12 protein-coding genes are annotated in these 15,450 nt (G+C 73.5%); 6 read left to right on the top strand and 6 right to left on the bottom strand.

Annotated elements, in window-relative coordinates:
• Window positions 1-15: 15 nt before the first annotated feature.
• The 3 genes from AB5J51_RS28530 to rsmH form a co-directional block, all read right to left on the bottom strand.
• On the bottom strand, window positions 16-2,022 hold the full coding sequence (locus AB5J51_RS28530; RefSeq protein ID WP_168724254.1) for a penicillin-binding protein 2: 2,007 nt from the start codon (window positions 2,020-2,022) through the stop codon (window positions 16-18).
• Between the two features lie 261 nt (window positions 2,023-2,283).
• Complete coding sequence (locus AB5J51_RS28525) at window positions 2,284-2,859, bottom strand: hypothetical protein (RefSeq protein ID WP_053785198.1); 576 nt, start codon at window positions 2,857-2,859, stop codon at window positions 2,284-2,286.
• The gene (gene rsmH, locus AB5J51_RS28520; RefSeq protein WP_369780329.1) at window positions 2,856-3,785 is read right to left on the bottom strand and encodes a 16S rRNA (cytosine(1402)-N(4))-methyltransferase RsmH; all 930 of its coding nucleotides are present in this window, start codon (window positions 3,783-3,785) and stop codon (window positions 2,856-2,858) included. Before rsmH ends, AB5J51_RS28525 begins: the two co-directional genes overlap by 4 nt.
• 311 nt (window positions 3,786-4,096) lie before the next feature.
• Here rsmH and AB5J51_RS28515 point away from each other — a divergent pair, with 311 nt between their 5' ends.
• From AB5J51_RS28515 to AB5J51_RS28500, 4 genes are all read left to right on the top strand, one after another.
• On the top strand, window positions 4,097-4,711 hold the full coding sequence (locus AB5J51_RS28515) for a carbonic anhydrase (RefSeq protein ID WP_078613036.1): 615 nt from the start codon (window positions 4,097-4,099) through the stop codon (window positions 4,709-4,711).
• A 135-nt stretch (window positions 4,712-4,846) separates the two neighbouring features.
• The gene (locus AB5J51_RS28510; RefSeq protein WP_053785197.1) at window positions 4,847-5,857 is read left to right on the top strand and encodes a MoxR family ATPase; all 1,011 of its coding nucleotides are present in this window, start codon (window positions 4,847-4,849) and stop codon (window positions 5,855-5,857) included.
• Window positions 5,857-7,230: a DUF58 domain-containing protein gene (locus AB5J51_RS28505; RefSeq protein ID WP_369778988.1), complete on the top strand. Its 1,374-nt coding sequence runs from the start codon at window positions 5,857-5,859 to the stop codon at window positions 7,228-7,230. The genes AB5J51_RS28510 and AB5J51_RS28505 overlap by 1 nt, the downstream gene beginning before the upstream one ends.
• Complete coding sequence (locus AB5J51_RS28500; RefSeq protein WP_369778987.1) at window positions 7,227-9,659, top strand: transglutaminaseTgpA domain-containing protein; 2,433 nt, start codon at window positions 7,227-7,229, stop codon at window positions 9,657-9,659. Before AB5J51_RS28505 ends, AB5J51_RS28500 begins: the two co-directional genes overlap by 4 nt.
• Window positions 9,660-10,123: 464 nt before the next feature.
• Here AB5J51_RS28500 and AB5J51_RS28495 read toward each other — a convergent pair whose 3' ends face one another.
• The 3 genes from AB5J51_RS28495 to AB5J51_RS28485 are packed head-to-tail and all read right to left on the bottom strand — an operon-like array spanning window position 10,124 to window position 13,690.
• Window positions 10,124-10,753: a TetR/AcrR family transcriptional regulator gene (locus AB5J51_RS28495; RefSeq protein ID WP_053785194.1), complete on the bottom strand. Its 630-nt coding sequence runs from the start codon at window positions 10,751-10,753 to the stop codon at window positions 10,124-10,126.
• Window positions 10,754-10,782: 29 nt separating this feature from the next.
• The gene (locus tag AB5J51_RS28490) at window positions 10,783-12,870 is read right to left on the bottom strand and encodes a YhgE/Pip family protein (protein WP_369778986.1); all 2,088 of its coding nucleotides are present in this window, start codon (window positions 12,868-12,870) and stop codon (window positions 10,783-10,785) included.
• Window positions 12,842-13,690, bottom strand: a complete 849-nt coding sequence (locus AB5J51_RS28485) for an ATP-binding cassette domain-containing protein (RefSeq protein WP_369778985.1) — start codon at window positions 13,688-13,690, stop codon at window positions 12,842-12,844. Before AB5J51_RS28485 ends, AB5J51_RS28490 begins: the two co-directional genes overlap by 29 nt.
• Before the next feature lie 195 nt (window positions 13,691-13,885).
• Here AB5J51_RS28485 and AB5J51_RS28480 point away from each other — a divergent pair, with 195 nt between their 5' ends.
• Window positions 13,886-14,407 carry an SAV_6107 family HEPN domain-containing protein gene (locus AB5J51_RS28480; RefSeq protein ID WP_136224587.1) on the top strand — a complete coding sequence of 174 codons (522 nt, stop codon included), beginning with the start codon at window positions 13,886-13,888 and terminating at the stop codon, window positions 14,405-14,407.
• 98 nt (window positions 14,408-14,505) lie between these two features.
• On the top strand, window positions 14,506-15,264 hold the full coding sequence (locus AB5J51_RS28475; RefSeq protein WP_030291871.1) for a bifunctional 2-polyprenyl-6-hydroxyphenol methylase/3-demethylubiquinol 3-O-methyltransferase UbiG: 759 nt from the start codon (window positions 14,506-14,508) through the stop codon (window positions 15,262-15,264).
• Window positions 15,265-15,450 lie beyond the last annotated feature (186 nt).

The following is a 15,450-nucleotide window of genomic DNA, read 5'->3' as shown; positions in this document are numbered from 1 at the left end:
GCGGGGCGGCCCGGGTCACTGGCCGGGCTGCGGGGTGGGCTGGGGGGCGGGCGGTGCGGCGGGCTGGGGGCCGGCGTCGAAGGTGACCGGGAGCCCGGCGGGGGCGCCTCCGGTCGGGGCGACCTGGAGGGTCTTGAGGGCGAACTCCATGACCTTCTTGTAGATCGGGCCGCAGATCTGACCGCCGAAGTAGCTGCCCTTGGTGGGGTTCTGGATGGCGCAGTAGACGGTGATCCGCGGGCTGTCGGCCGGCGCGAAGCCGGCGAAGGAGGCGGTGTAGCCCTTGTAGCGGCCGGTGGCCGGATCCACCCGGTTGGAGGTGCCGGTCTTGCCGCCGACCCGGTAGCCGGGGATGCGGGCCTTGGTGCCGGTGCCCTCCTGGTCGTCGACGACCGACTCGAGCATCTCGGACAGCGTCTTCGCGGTCTCCGGGCTGATCACGCGGGTCTGCTCGGGGGCCGGGGCTGGGGTGAAGCGGCCGTCGGGGCCCTTGGTGCCGCGGACCAGGGTGGGCGCGATCCGGACTCCGCCGTTGGCGATCGTCGAGTACACGGAGGCCGCCTGCATGGCGTTGAGGGAGAGGCCCTGGCCGAAAGGGATCGTGTACTGCTGGGAGGTGGACCAGGCCTCGGGCCGGGCGAGGATGCCGCGGGACTCACCCGGGTAGTTCAGGCCGGTGGGCTGTCCGATGCCGAACTTGTTCAGGTAGGAGTAGAGGACCCGGTTGGCCTCGGGCTGGGTGGCGCCGAGCTGGCCGGTGGCCAGGATGGTGCCGATGTTCGAGGACTTGGCGAGGACCCCGTTGAGGGTCAGGTACCAGGTCGGGTGGTCGATGTCGTCCTTGAACAGCCGGTCGCCGCGGTGCAGCCGGTTGGGCACCTCGACGTGGGTCTCGGGGGTGGCCTTCTTCTCCTCGAGGACGGCGGCCATCGACATCACCTTGGCGGTGGAGCCGGGCTCGTAGACGTCCTGCAGGGCCGCGTTGCCCATGGCGGCGGAGCTGGCCTTCGACAGGTCGTTGGGGTCGAAGCCGGGGGCGTTGGCCATGGCCAGCACCTCTCCGGTACGGGTGTCCTGGACGATGACGTAGCCGCGGTCGGCCTCGGACTTGGCGACCTGCTCGGTGATGGCGCTCTGCGCCGCCCACTGGATGTCGCGGTCGATGGTCAGCTCGATGTCCTCGCCGGGCACGGCGGGCTTCTCGCTGGACCCGGCCGTGGGCACGCGGCGGCCGCCGGACTGGGCGTACGTGATGGCGCCGTCCTTGCCGGCCAGCTTCTTGTCGAGGGAGGACTCGAGGCCGCCGGCGCCCTTGCCCTCGGCGTTGACGTAGCCCAGTATCCCGGCGGCCAGGTCCCCGCCCGGGTACACGCGCTTGCTGCTGTCCTCGTTGAACACGCCGGCGAGGACGTTGGCGCCGGGGCCGTTGTTCTTCTTGTCGGCGGCGGCCTTGTCGGCGAAGACCCGCTTGAGGTCCTTGATCTGGTTCCAGACCTGCGGGGTCTGGCGGCGGGCGAGGACGACGTAGCGGGTGTTCTTGGTCTTCAGGCGGGCGGCGAGCTCCTTGGCGTCCTTGCCGAGGATCGGTGCGAGGAGGGCGGCGGCCTGCTCGGGGGCGTCCGGGGCCTTGCTCTCCTGCGGGGTGAACATCTTCGGGTCGGCGGTGATGTCGTACGCGTCGACGCTGGTCGCGAGCGCGACGCCCTTGCGGTCGGTGATCTCGCCGCGTTCGGCGGCCAGGGTGTAGCTCGCGAAGCGGTTCTCGGAGGCCTTGGCGGAGTACGCGGAGGCGTCGACGGCCTGCACCTGGAGCAGCCGCACGACGAAGGCGAGCATGACGAGGGTCAGCCCGACGCTGACGAGGCGCAGGCGGGGCTTGGGGCTGCCGAGGCGGATGGTGTGCGGCTGCCTCGTGGGGGCGGGCCGCCGGGTCGCGGGCCGCGAATTGGCCCGCGACCGCTCACCCCCGCCGGGCCGCGCCCGCCCGGGTCCGGGCACCCGCCGCCCGTCCTGCCCCCTCACGCCCCCACCCCACGGGTCGGTACCGCTGCAGGGCCCGGCTGTGGCCGGGTCGCCCGGGGGGCGGCTCCGGCCCCGCCGGCGTAGGGGGCGCGGGGGTGGGGGGTCCGGGCGGAGCCCGGGGAACGGCGGAAGGACGGGTGGGGGACGGCCCCGCGCAGCCGCAGCCCGCCGGGCCTTGCGGGGACCGGCGATCCGGTGCAGGGGGAGGGTCCCGCCTGGGGTGCCCGCGGCGGGAGCTGGGGGAGGGTCCGCGTCACGACGTCACCTTCCGGGGGTCGGGTTGGGCTGAGGGGCTCCGCCGGGTACGGACTGGCCGGTCGGCGGTGCGCCCGCCGGGGCGGAGCCCGGGGTGTCGGCCGGGCCGCCGGCGGAGCCGCCCGGCTGTGCGGGGCCCTGGGGGCCGCCTGAGGCCGGGCCCGGGGTGCCGGCCGGGGCAGGGCCTGCGGTGCCGGGCGGGGCGCCGGCCGGGGCCGGGGTGGCCGACGGCGGCGGGGGCTCCGCTGCTGCCGCCGTGCCCGTGACCTTGCCGTCCGGGCCGATGAAGACCGGGCTGCCTCCCGGGACCAGGCCCAGTTCGTGCGCCCGCCGCTGCAGCGCGTCGGGCGCCGAGTACCCGTCCACGTCCCGCTGCAGCGCCTGCTCCTCGTCCGTGAGCGCGGTCGTCTCCTTCTTCAGCTTGCTCAGCTGGAAGGAGCCCTGGTTGAGCGCCGAGTTCAGGAGCAGCAGGCTGATCAGCCCGCCCGCGAGCAGCGCCACCACCAGCAGGACGAACGGCGTCAGCGCCGCCTGCCCCGAAGGGCCGCCCCGCAGCCGCCCCAGTCCCCCGGCTTTGCTCACAGCCGCGCCTCCCGGATGCGCTCGACTCCGCGGAAGCGGGCCGGAGCGGCCCGCCGGTTCTCGGCGATCTCCTCCTCCGTGGGCAGCTCCGCGCCACGGGTGAGCAGCTTCAGCTTGGGCTGGTACTTCTCCGGGACCACCGGCAGCCCGGGCGGGGCCGTCGAGGCCGCGCCCGCCGCGAAGACCTGCTTGACGAGCCGGTCCTCCAGGGAGTGGTACGAGAGCACCGCGATCCGGCCGCCCACCGCGATCCGGTCCACCGCCGCCGGGATCGCCCGCTCCAGACCCGACAGCTCGCCGTTGACCTCGATCCGCAGCGCCTGGAACGTCCGCTTGGCCGGGTTGCCGCCCGTCCGCTTCGCCGCCTGCGGCAGCGCGTCCCGGATCAGCTCGACCAGCCGCGCGCTGTTGCTGAAGGGCTCCTTCTCCCGCTCGCGCACGATCGCCGACACGATCCGCTTGGCCTGCTTCTCCTCGCCGTACTGGCGCAGGATCCGTACCAGCTCGCCGGGCGCGTACGTGTTGAGGACCTCCGCGGCGCTGATGCCGGTCGTCTGGTCCATCCGCATGTCCAGCGGCGCGTCCTGCGCGTACGCGAACCCGCGGTCGGCCTCGTCCAGCTGCATGGAGGAGACGCCCAGGTCGAAGAGGATGCCCTGGACGGCCGGGATGCCCAGGCCGTCGAGGACCTCCGCGAGGTCGGCGTAGATCGCGTGGACCAGGGTGGCCCGGTCGCCGAAGGGGGCGAGCCGCTCGCCGGAGAGCCGCAGGGCCTCCCTGTCGCGGTCGAGGCCGATCAGGTGGGCCTCGGGGAACCGGGTCAGCAGGGCCTCGCTGTGGCCGCCGAGGCCGAGGGTGCAGTCGACGACGACGGCCCCGGGCCTCTCCAGCGCCGGGGCCAACAGGTCCAGGCACCGCTGGAGCATCACCGGGACATGTCGGGACTCGCTAGTCAAAGCGCCCTCTCAGATAACGGCGCGGCAGGCATACGCCGCGCCGCGCACGCGGAGTGTTACTGGCGACGCCGGGCGCTGTTGCTCCCCAGGTCGTAAGGGACCGGGCGGCCGGTCAGGGCCGGGCTCCGGCCGGTTCGCGTCACTTTAGTGCAACGGTCGCCGCGGTCAACGAACCGCCCCGCGCGCCGTGCGCCCCTCTCGTACGGAACCCCCAAAAGCCGCGAATCACCTGAATGGCCGCCCTCGACTCACTCCTGTGGGTTAGCTCACAACAAGGCTGGTTGACCTTCTTTGTCCCCTCTCACTCCATGCCTTTACCTGCGGTGACCACTACCGTCGTATGCATGACGACTTCCGCATCCCTGCCCGCAGAGACCACCCCCCAGGCATCCAGCGGCGGCTCCGTCACGGACCGGCTGGTGGCGGCGAACCGGGAGTACGCCGCGGAATTCACCGACCCCGGCATGGACGCCCGCCCCGTCCTGCACGTGGCCGTCGTGGCCTGCATGGACGCCCGGCTCGACCTGCACAAGGCCCTCGGCCTGGAGCTCGGCGACTGCCACACGATCCGCAACGCGGGCGGCGTGGTCACCGACGACACCATCCGCTCGCTCACCATCAGCCAGCGCGCCCTCGGCACCCGCACGGTGATACTGATCCACCACACCGGATGCGGCCTCGAAAGCCTGACCGAGGACTTCCGGCACGAGCTCGAGGACGAGGTCGGCCAGCGCCCCGCGTGGGCCGTCGAGGCCTTCCGGGACGTGGACCAGGACGTCCGCCAGTCCATGCAGCGGGTGCGGACGAACCCCTTCCTGCCGCACCGCGACGATGTGCGAGGCTTCGTCTTCGACGTGCACACCGGACTCCTGAGGGAGATCGATCCCGCCTCGTGAGTGACACAAGGCCACAACGCCGTCAAGAATGCGGGAAGACGCCACCCGGAAAACCGTCCGGGCCGGCGTCCGTGTCGGGGTGGGCCGGAGTGCGCCGAGGGCGTCGGCCCTGCAGAAAGGGCCGAGGAGAACCAGGTGACGACGTATGACGACCGAGCGAGCCTCGCAGATCTGACGAGCACCGCGGAGCGGGTGCGCCGCTCGGTCGAAAGCGTGATCGAGGGCAAGCCCGAGGTCGTACGCATCGCGCTGACCGTGCTGCTCGCCGAGGGGCACCTGCTCATCGAGGACGTCCCCGGCGTCGGCAAGACGATGCTCGCCAAGACGCTCGCCAAGTCCATCGACTGCTCGGTGCAGCGCATCCAGTTCACGCCGGACCTGCTGCCCTCCGACATCACCGGTGTCAGCATCTACGACCAGCAGCGCCGCGAGTTCGAGTTCAAGCCGGGCGCGATCTTCGCGCAGATCGTCATCGGCGACGAGATCAACCGTGCCTCGCCGAAGACGCAGTCCGCGCTGCTGGAGTCGATGGAGGAGCGCCAGGTCACCATCGACGGCACGACGTACACGCTGCCGAGTCCGTTCATGGTGGTCGCCACCCAGAACCCGGTGGAGATGGAGGGCACCTACCCCCTCCCCGAGGCCCAGCGCGACCGCTTCATGGCCCGCGTCTCCGTCGGCTACCCGAGCGCCGAGGCCGAGCTCCAGATGCTCGACGTGCACGGCGGGATCTCCCCGCTCGACGACCTCCAGGCCGTCGCGCACGCCCACGACATCGTCAAGCTGATAGAGGCCGTGCGCGAGGTCTACGTCGCCGAGCCCGTCCGCCGCTACGTCGTCGACCTGGTCGCCGCCACCCGCAGCCACCCGGACCTGCGCCTGGGCGCCTCCCCCCGTGCCACGCTCCACCTGCTGCGCGCCGTGAAGGCCTCGGCCGCCCTGTCCGGCCGGGAGTACGTGCTGCCCGACGACGTGCAGGCGCTGGCCGCCCCCGTCCTCGCGCACCGGCTGCTGCCCACCGCGCAGGCCCAGCTCAACCGGCGCACCGCCGAGCAGGTCGTCCACGACATCCTCCAGCGCACCCCCGTCCCCGCCGCGCACGTCCGCGGCGAGATGCCGCCCGGCGCGGGCATCCGGAGCTTCTGATGAGCGCCGGTGCCCCGCGCGGCGCCGGCGGCGAGGGCCGGGGCGCGTCCGGCGGGCTGCGCGCCTCGCTGGCGGGGCTGACCACCCGCGGCCGGTCCTTCCTGGCCGCCGGGGTCGCTGCCGCCCTGTGCGCGTACGTACTCGGCCAGGGGGAACTGCTCCGGGTCGGGCTGCTGCTCGCCGCGCTGCCGCTGGTCTGCGTCCTCGCCCTGCACCGCACCCGCCACCGGGTCTCCGGCAACCGCAGGCTGACCCCGATGCGGGTGCCCGCGGGCTCCGAGGCACGGGTCCAGCTGCGCATGGAGAACGTCTCCCGGCTGCCCACCGGACTGCTCATGCTGCAGGACCGGGTGCCGTACGTGCTCGGGCCCCGGCCCCGCTTCGTCCTGGACCGGGTCGAGCCCGGCGGGCGCCGCGAGGTCTCCTACCGGGTCCGCTCCGACCTGCGCGGCCGCTACCCGCTGGGTCCGCTCCAGCTGCGGCTGACCGACCCCTTCGGGCTGGTCGAGCTGACCCGCTCGTTCAGTACGTACGACACCCTCACCGTCATCCCGCGCACCGAGGTGCTGCCCCCGGTCCGGCTGACCGGCGAGACCTCCGGCTACGGCGACGGCAGTCGCCGCTCGCTGGCCCTGGCCGGCGACGACGACGTGATCCCGCGCGGCTACCGGCGCGGCGACGACCTGCGCCGGGTGCACTGGCGCTCCACCGCCCGCTACGGCGAGCTGATGGTGCGCCGCGAGGAGCAGCCGCAGCGCAGCAGGGCCACGGTCCTGCTGGACACCCGCGGCGTCGCCTTCGAGGGCGCCGGACCGGACTCCGCGTTCGAGTGGGCGGTGTCCGGAGCGGCCTCGTCCCTGGTGCACCTGCTCGAGCAGGGGTTCTCGGTGCGGCTGCTGACGGACACCGGGACCTCGGTGCCCGGCGACGGCGGCGGCTTCTCCTCCGGCGGGCAGGAGTCCGCGGAGGCGGCCGGGCTGATGATGGACACCCTCGCGGTCGTCGGGCACTCCGACGGCGCCGGCCTCTCGCGCGCGTACGACGCGGTGCGCGGCGGCGGCAACGGCGGTGGGGGCGGCGGCTTCGGCGGAGCCGGCGGTGACGGGCTCCTCATCGCCTTCTTCGGGGACCTGGACGACGTACAGACGGAACTGGCGGCCAAGATGCGCGTGCGCTGCGGCGGCGCGGTGGCCTTCGTACTGGACTCCGCGCTCTGGTCCGGACGGCCTTCGCGCGTGGAGGCGCGGGTGCGCAGGCTGCGCGACGCGGGCTGGACGGCGCTGGCCGCGCCGCCCGGGGTGGCGTTCGGGGAGCTGTGGCGGCAGGCCGGGAACGCTCCGCTCGGCACGGGTACTTCCGGAGGTTGGGGATGAGCGGGCGAGCGCGCGTGACGCTCTTCGCGATGCTGGCGACCCTGCTCACCTCGTGGTCGCTGGCCTCGCTGGTGGACTCGGCGGGCTGGCTGTTGCAGGCTGCGCTGCTGCTGGCCGTGCAGAGCGGGGTGGGGGCCGGGGCCCGGCGGTTGCCGCTGGGGCGCACGCTCACGGTGGCCTCTCAGGTGCTGGTGTCGCTGCTGGTGCTGATGTTCCTGTTCGCGGGCAAGGGCGAATCCACCGGGACCGGGCCGATGGCCTATCTGGTGACGGACTTCGGCGCCCTGTTCCGGCGGGGCGTCCTGGACGTGGGCGAGTTCGCGATCCCGGCGCCGCTGACGGACGGCATCCGGCTGCTGCTGCTGGCCGGGGTGCTGGGGATCGGGCTGCTGGTGGACCTGCTGGCGGTGACCCTGCGGACCGCTGCCGCTGCCGGGCTGCCGCTGCTCGCGCTGTACTCGGTCGCCGCGGGGCTCTCCGGCGGCGCCGGGGCCTCCGCGGTGTCCTTCCTGCTGGCCGGCTGCGGCTACCTGTTGCTGCTGCTGGCCGAGGGCCGCGACCGGCTCGCCCAGTGGGGCCGGGTCTTCGGCGCGGCCCCGAGCGGGCGGGTGTCGGCGGCCTCGGGGTACGGCGGCGGCGCGGGCACGGGCCAGGCGCTGGCCCCCGTACGCACCGGGCGGCGGATCGGCGCGGTCGCGCTGGGGATCGCGCTGGCGGTGCCGGCGGCGCTGCCGGCGCTCGGCGGCGGGCTGCTGGGCGCGCAGGGCGAGGCCGAGGGCGGCGGCACGGGCGTCGGTGGGACGATCTCGGCGGTCAACCCGCTGGTCTCCCTGCAGGGCAGCCTGAACGCGCAGGACAACCGGGTCGTGCTGAAGTACCGCACCGACAGCCCACAGCTCGGCGAGCAGTACCTGCGGATCCTCGCGCTGGACGAGTTCAACGGCGTCAAGTGGGAGGCCTCCGGGCGCGCCCTGACCGACGTGCCGGAGCGGCTGCCGGCCCCGCCGGGGCTGAGCGAGCAGGTCCGGGCGACCGGGACCGAGGTACGGACGAGCATCTCGGCGGCGGACACCTACGCGCAGCGCTACCTGCCGATGCCGTACCCGGCGACGGGCGTGGACATCCCCGGCAAGTGGCGGTTCGAGCCGGTCGGCCGGACGCTGGTCGGGGACCAGCTGGGCAAGGACAAGTTCCAGAACGTGCAGGGCGCCATGTACACGGTGCGCAGCCTGCTGCTGCGGCCGACGGCCGTGGAGCTGCAGGCGGCGCCGCCGGCGAATCCGGCGGTCAAGGCCGAGTACACGAAGCTTCCGGACAATCTGCCCGCGGTGGTCGCCGATACGGCCCGCCAGGTCACGAAGGGTTCGAAGGACGACTACACGCGGGCGGTGAAGCTGCAGGACTACTTCGCCGTGAACGGTGGATTCCGCTACGACACGAAGGTGGCCTCGGGTACGGGGCCGCAGGCCATCGCCCGGTTCCTCGAGGACAAGGAGGGGTTCTGCATCCACTTCGCGTTCTCGATGGCGGCGATGTCGCGCTCGCTCGGGATCCCGGCGCGGGTCGCGGTGGGGTTCACGCCCGGCGAGAAGCAGTCCGACGGCAGCGTGAACGTGTCGATGCGGGACGCGCACGCGTGGCCCGAGCTGTACTTCGAGGGCGCGGGCTGGACCCGGTTCGAGCCGACGCCGCGTCAGGGCATCACGATCCCGGACTACTCCCGGGCCGAGGCCCCGGCGGCCCAGCCGTCGGCGCCGGCGGCGCTGCCCTCGCAGGGCGCGGCGCAGCCGTCGGCGGCGCCGTCGAAGGCCGAGGACTGCCCGCCGGAGCTGAGGAAGCTGGGCGAGTGCGGGGCCGCGGCGGCGCAGCAGAACGCGGGTTCGGATGGCGGCGGCCCGTCGCCGACCACGGTCCTGGCGTGGGTCCTGTCGCTGGCGGTCGTACTGACCCTCCCCCTGCTCCCCCTGCTGTGGCGCGGGCGGCTCCGTGCACGCCGCCTGTCGGGCGGGGCGGTGCTGCCGGCCTGGCAGGAGCTGGGTGACGCGGCGTGGGACGTGGGGATCGTCCCCGACGAGGCGCTGTCGCCGCGGCGGGCGGCGGGCCGTGTGGTGGTACTGGGCCGGCTGGAGCGGGACGCGGCGGAAGCGGTGCACCGGGTTGCGGGGGCGGTGGAGCGGACGCTGTACGCCCCGCCCGGCGCGGAGGTCTCGTACGAGACCCTGGCGGCGGACGTCCTGCTGGCCCGCGCGGCCCTCCTGGGCTCGGTGAGCCGTGGCTCGCGCCTGCGCGCGCTGCTCCTCCCCCGCTCGGCGGTCCGCCTCCGCTGGTCGGCGTCGGCCCGCTGGTCGGCCTTCACGGCCCGCACCGCCCCGCTGTTGGCCCGGGCCGGCACCCTCTTCTCCCGCCTCCCCCTCCGGGGCCGCGGCTAGGGGGTGTCTGACGGATCAGGGTCGGACGGCCGGGTCGGCTGGTGCCATGGATTGCCAGGCGGAGGAGGGAGTCAACGCGGAGCGTTGGCGACCGACGACAACGCGGCAAGCCGCGGTGCCAGGCGGGCCGGGCCCGGCTCTGATCCGTCAGACGCCCCCTAGGGGCGGCGCCCCCGGAACGGCAACAGCGCGGCGAGGCTCGATCCCCCCGAGCCCCGCCGCGCTGCGTTGTGCCCCCGCTCACGGCGAAGGTACCCGGCCCGCACCGGCCGCCCCGTGTCGGCGGTCCGGGCCGGGTCCCCGTCCGTTGTCCCCAGTCTGGCGTCCGCGCAGGTGGGGGCCCATCCGCCCGCGTACTCATTTCCGCACCTAGGTACACGTACTCAGGCGGCGCCGGCGCCACCAGTTCTACGCCGTCCCGCCCCGCCGCGGCACCGCCGATCGGGGGGCATGCCCCGGCGCCCTCAGCGGTTCCCGCTGACCCGGCCCCGCAGCAGCAGCGACAATGCCGAATGCACGTCGTCCAGCGACCGCTCGCTCTGGAACGACTGCCAGTCCAGCGCAGCCACCAGCACCATGCCCACCATCGCGGCAGCAGTCAGCGGCACGTCGATCTCGGCGCTGAGCTCCCCCCGCTCCACACCCTCCCGCAGCACCGTCTCCACGACGGCCACCGCCTCCTGCCGGACCACCATCAGCGTGGACTGCCACGCCCGGTTCGTCCGCCACAGTTCGGCGACGTACAGCTGGGTGAAGGCCGGGTACCGGTCGATGAAGACGAGGCCGGCCCGGATCATCGCGTCGAGCGCCTCGACCCGGCTGCCGCCCCGCTGCTCCGTCTCCTCGGCCGCGGTGCGCAGCGAGGCCGTGAGCAGGCCGACGCCGTGGCGCAGCAGCTCCTCGAAGAGTTCGTTCTTGCTCGCGAAGTTGTAGTAGACGGTGCCCTTCGCGACGCCCGCCCGCTCGGCGATCTCGTCGACCGTGGTCGCGGAGAAGCCCTGCTCGGCGATGAGCGTGACGGCCGCTTCGTAGAGCTTCTGGCGCGTCGCCTGTCGGCGGCCGCCGCCGCCGGTACCGGTGCTGCTGGTGTCCATGGCGCTGATTCTCACAGGTCAACCGCTCTCTACAGGCTCAGTTCCGGGTGCAGCCGGTCCATCGTCCACACCTGCTTGCCGCGGGCGGCGAGCGTGGTGAGGAGCAGGGAGCCCGCCGTGAAGGCCACCAGGACCGCACAGCCCACCCAGACCCGGGTGAGGTCGCCGCCGGAGATGAGGCGGCGCAGCCCCTCGACGATGTACGTCATCGGCAGGTACGGGTGGATCCAGTTGAAGAAGGCGGGACTGGTCTCCACGGGGTACGTACCGCCCGCCGAGGTCAGCTGCAGCATCAGCACGACGAGGACCAGGATCCGCCCGGCCGCCCCGAACTTCGCGTTGAGCCACTGGACCATCGCCGCGAAGCACGCGGTGGCCAGCGCGAGGAAGCCGATGGCGAGCGCCGGGTGTGCCATCTCCAGGCCGAGGGCCCAGTGCAGTACGGACATCAGCGCGAGCACCTGCAGGACGCCGATGCCCACCACGGGCAGCCAGCCGGCGAACGCGATCCGCCAGGGCGAGGCGCCGGCGGCCAGGGCGCGCCGGTTCAGCGGGGCGATGAGCATGTACGCGACCATCGCGCCGACCCAGAGGGAGAGCGGGATGAAGTACGGCGCGAAGCCGGTGCCGTAGTTGGGCGCCTTGTGCAGGGACTGGTTGGCGAGCTTCACCGGGTCGGCCATCACCTGGGTGCGGGCGTCGCGCTGCTGCTGGTCGTAGTCCGGGATCTTGCCGACGCCGTCGTGGAGGCCGCCGGCGAGTTCACCGGTGCCGTCGACGAGCTTGTACATGCCTCCGTCGAGGCGGTGGGCGCCGTCGCCGAGCTTGCCGACTCCCTCGCCGAGGGCCTCGGAGCCGTCGGTGGCCTTGCCCAGGCCGGTGTGGAGCTGGGCCATGCCGGTGGCGACCTTGTGGGCGCCGGTGTTGAGGGCGTCGGCGTCGGCGACGGCCTGGTCGAGCTTGCCCGCGAGGGAGGGCGCACCCGCGGCGAGCTTGCGGGCCTGCTTCTCCAGGTCGGTGAGCTGCCCCCGCAGGTCGGCCAGGTCGCCGCCCGAGTCCTTGACCAGGGTGTCGACGTCGCCGCTGAGCTGGGCGGCCTCGGCAGTGAGGTCCTTCAGCCTCTTCATGTCGGCGCAGGTGGCCGGCAGGGGCTTGGCGGCAGCGCCCGTGCAGGTGCGGGTGTACGTGTCGGCGGCCAGGGCGGCGGCCTGCTTGCTGACCTTGGCTGCGGCCGGGGCCCTCTTGCTGAAGGTCTCGAGGTGGTTGTTGACGACCCGGGCGGTGTCCGCGACGAGCAGGGCGGTGTCGGCGAGCTGCTGGGGATTGTCCAGGTAGGGGCGGACCTGGGAGGCGGTGCCGTTGATCTTGTCCGCGACCCGCTGGGTGCCGGCGGCGATGTCCTTGGTACCGGTCTCCAGCTTGCCCGCGGCCGTGTTGAGCTTCGTCAGCCCGCCGGTCAGCTCGCCGTTCTTCTCCTTCGCCGTGTCCAGCCCGTCGGCGAGTTCCTTGGCCCCCTGCTGGGCCTTGCCGGCCCCGTCCTTGAGCTGGTCGGCCCCGTCGGCGGCCTCGGCGGTCTTGTCGTGGAGGTCGGAGAAGGAAACGAAGATCTTGTCGAGGAAGCCGCGGGAGGCGTTGGCGGACGCCGCGGAGCGGACCTCGGAGAAGACGGTGCGCGAGATCGATCCGACGATGTAGTTGTTCGCGTCGTTCGTCCGGACCTGCAGGGCGCCGGTGGTGGGGTCGTCACCCGCGCTGGAGGTGATCTTCGTGCTGAAGTCGGCGGGCATGGTGAGGGAGAGGTAGTACGTCCCCTTCTCCACGCCCTCGGCCGCCTCTTCGGCGCTGACCTCGCGCCAGTCGAAGGTCTTGCTGTCGTGGAGCTTCCTCGCGATCTCGCCGCCCGCGTCGACCTGCTTGCCGTCGACGGTCGCGCCCTTGTCTGCGTTGACGAGGGCGACGGGCACCTTGTCCAGGTTGTCGTACGGGTCCCAGAAGGAGCACAGGTACAGCGCGCCGTAGAGCAGCGGCAGCAGGAGGAGCGCGATGAGAGCGGCCACGGGCAGCTTCCCCCGCCCGAACCGCTTCAGCTCAAGCGCGGCGAGCTTCGGCGAGCGCATCGTCCGTCCCCTTCGTGTCGTCGTCGGTGTCGTCGGTGTCTGCGGGGTTCTCGTCGGTGCCGGACGCGGCCGCCTCGGTATCGGCCTCGGCCTTTTCCGCGGCCTTGTCCTCGGGCTCGGCCGCCGCGGCGCCCGTGCGCAGGACCGTCACGTCGTCCGGTGCGTCGCTGCACACCGCGAGGACGGTGGTCCCGCGGGCGGCGATCGCACGCAGCAGGCTCCAGGCCTCGGCGCGTTCGGCGTCCGAGAGCTTGAGGTCCAGGTCGTCGAGGGCCAATAGCCGCGGCGAGCCCAGCAGGGCGATGGCCACGGACAGCCGCACCGCCTCCAGCCGCTCCAGGTCCCGTACGGAGGTGCGCGGGCCCTTGGGCAGCCCGGCGAGGTCCAGCCCGGCCGCGGCCAGGGCGGCGTCGATCCGGGCCTGCGTGCCGGCGCGGCGCTCGCCGCGCGGGCGGAGCAGGGCGCGTACGGGGCCCTCGTAGCGGCGCTGGAGCAGCGCGCCCTCGCGCAGCTGCTCGGCGACGGTCAGGGACTGGTCGAGCTCGTTGACCCCGGTGACCGGGCCGAGGGCGGCGATCCGGCGGACCGCGGTCATGTGCTTCGGCAGCCGGTGGCCGGCGATCTCGGCGTGGCCCTCGGTGGCCTTCATGCGTCCGGTGAGGGCGAGGAGCAGGCAGGTCCGGCCGCTGCCGGAGGGGCCTTCGACCGCGATGAGCGAGCCGGGCTCCGCGTCGAGGCCCATCCCCCGGAACACCCAGCCGCGCGGGCCCTTGAGTCCGAAGTTCTCGGCTGTGACGGCCGCACCGTGCGGGCTGTCCACACCGTCCCCCCTTCTTTTGAACTGACCGGTCAGTTCAAAAACTAGCACCTTTGTGTGCATCACATGCCCACAGGGGGGCAGTTGACCGGACAGAGGGGGCAAACCAGCAGGTCAGGGCGATTGTCAGTGGTGGCCGTCACGATGGATGCAGGCACAAACGCAGACACAGCAGTACGCAACGACAGGAGGTTCGTCATGGCCACACCGTCCCCGTCCCCTGTCCACCCCGTCCCGCGCAGGTCGGCAGCCCCCTCCCCTCCGGCTCCGCCGCGGGGATGCCCCAAGGCCGCGCTCGATCTGCTCACCAAGGCCCGCGCGGGCCTGGCCGAGGCCGCCCGGCTGGACCGGCCGGGCGAGCGGTACGCCACCGCCCACCTCGCCGCGCTGCGCACCGCCGCGGCCGTGCTCGCCGCGCGGGGGCGGCCGGAGCCGGTGGGCGCGCGGCGCCGCCCGCGGATCCGCAGCGCGTGGGAGGTACTGCCGGAGATAGCGCCGGAGCTGACGGAGTGGAGCGCACTGTTCGCCTCCGGCGCCGAGCGCCGGGCGCGGGCCGAGGCGGGGATACGGGATGCGGCGTCGGTCCGGGACGCGGACGATCTGGTGCGTGCCGTGGAGATGTTCCTGCGGCTGGTGGAGCGGATGCTCGCCCTCCAGCCGGTGGCGCCGACGCTGCCCCAGCCCCGTCCCGAGCCTCCGGAGCCTGCGGACGCGGGCTGACCCCGGCCGGGCAGCCGGGGGTGATCGGCAGGGCATGCTCCAGGCAATAGGGTGGGGTTCGCATCTCCCACCCTTGTCGCGCCGAGGAGCCATCAGCCGTGTCGGACACTTCCCGCCCCCGTGCCTCCCTCCGCACCGCCGTGGTGTGGGAGGTCCTCAAGGAGGCGCTCGACCGCCGGGTGAAGGCGACCGGGCGGGATGTGCTGGACGTGCTGGACACCGGCGGCGGCACCGGCAAGTTCGCCGTGCCGGTGGCCCGGCTGGGCCACCGGGTGACCGTGGTCGACCCCAGCCCGAACGCACTGTTCGGGCTGGAGCGCCGCGTCGCCGAGGCCGGTGTCGCCGACCTGGTGCGCGGCGTGCAGGGCGACGCCCAGGGCCTGCTGGACGTCGTCGAGCGCGACGCGTACGACGTGGTGCTCTGCCACGGCGTGCTCGAGTACGTGGACGACCCGGCCGAGGGCGTGGCCAACGCGGTCGCCGCCCTGCGCCCCGGCGGCACGCTCAGCCTGCTGGGCGCCGGCCTCGGCGGGGCCGTGCTGGCCCGTGCCCTCGCCGGGCACTTCACCGAGGCCCGTACGGCGCTCACCGACCCGGCCGGCCGCTGGGGCGCGGGCGACCCGGTACCGCGCCGTTTCACCGCCGAGCAGCTCACCGAGCTGGTCGGCGGGGCCGGCTTGGAGGTCGGCGCGGTGCACGGGGTCCGCGTCTTCGCCGACCTCGTCCCCGGCGTCCTGGTCGACACCGAGCCGGGCGCGGTCGAGGCGCTGCTGCGCCTTGAGGAGGCAGCCGCCGAACTGCCGGCCTTCCACGCGGTCGCGACGCAACTGCACGTCCTGGGCGAGAAGCGCGCCTGATCTGCGGAGCTTCCGCTCACGGAGTACGCCGGACACCCTCCGATCGGGTGTCCGGCCCCGTATGATCGTGCGCAGTACCGGCATGGTGGACGGGCCGTTGGGGAATAAGCGCCTCAGTGACCGCCCTCCCGGCGGTACGGTTTCGCGCAGGGTTTTGCTCAGGCGGCGCCTTTCCGGGCGGCGTCT

The sequence above is a fragment of the Streptomyces sp. R33 genome, from assembly GCF_041200175.1.
Taxonomy (GTDB): domain Bacteria; phylum Actinomycetota; class Actinomycetes; order Streptomycetales; family Streptomycetaceae; genus Streptomyces; species Streptomyces katrae_B.
This window is presented reverse-complemented; position numbering and strand designations above follow the sequence as displayed.

Coding starts and splice junctions, on each gene's coding strand:
- AB5J51_RS28480 (WP_136224587.1), top strand. CDS start 13,886: ATGGCCACACCGTCCCCGTCCCCTGTCCACCCCGTCCCGCGCAGGTCG.
- AB5J51_RS28505 (WP_369778988.1), top strand. CDS start 5,857: ATGAGCGCCGGTGCCCCGCGCGGCGCCGGCGGCGAGGGCCGGGGCGCG.
- AB5J51_RS28490 (WP_369778986.1), bottom strand. CDS start 12,870: ATGCGCTCGCCGAAGCTCGCCGCGCTTGAGCTGAAGCGGTTCGGGCGG.
- rsmH (WP_369780329.1), bottom strand. CDS start 3,785: ATGCTCCAGCGGTGCCTGGACCTGTTGGCCCCGGCGCTGGAGAGGCCC.
- AB5J51_RS28495 (WP_053785194.1), bottom strand. CDS start 10,753: ATGGACACCAGCAGCACCGGTACCGGCGGCGGCGGCCGCCGACAGGCG.
- AB5J51_RS28500 (WP_369778987.1), top strand. CDS start 7,227: ATGAGCGGGCGAGCGCGCGTGACGCTCTTCGCGATGCTGGCGACCCTG.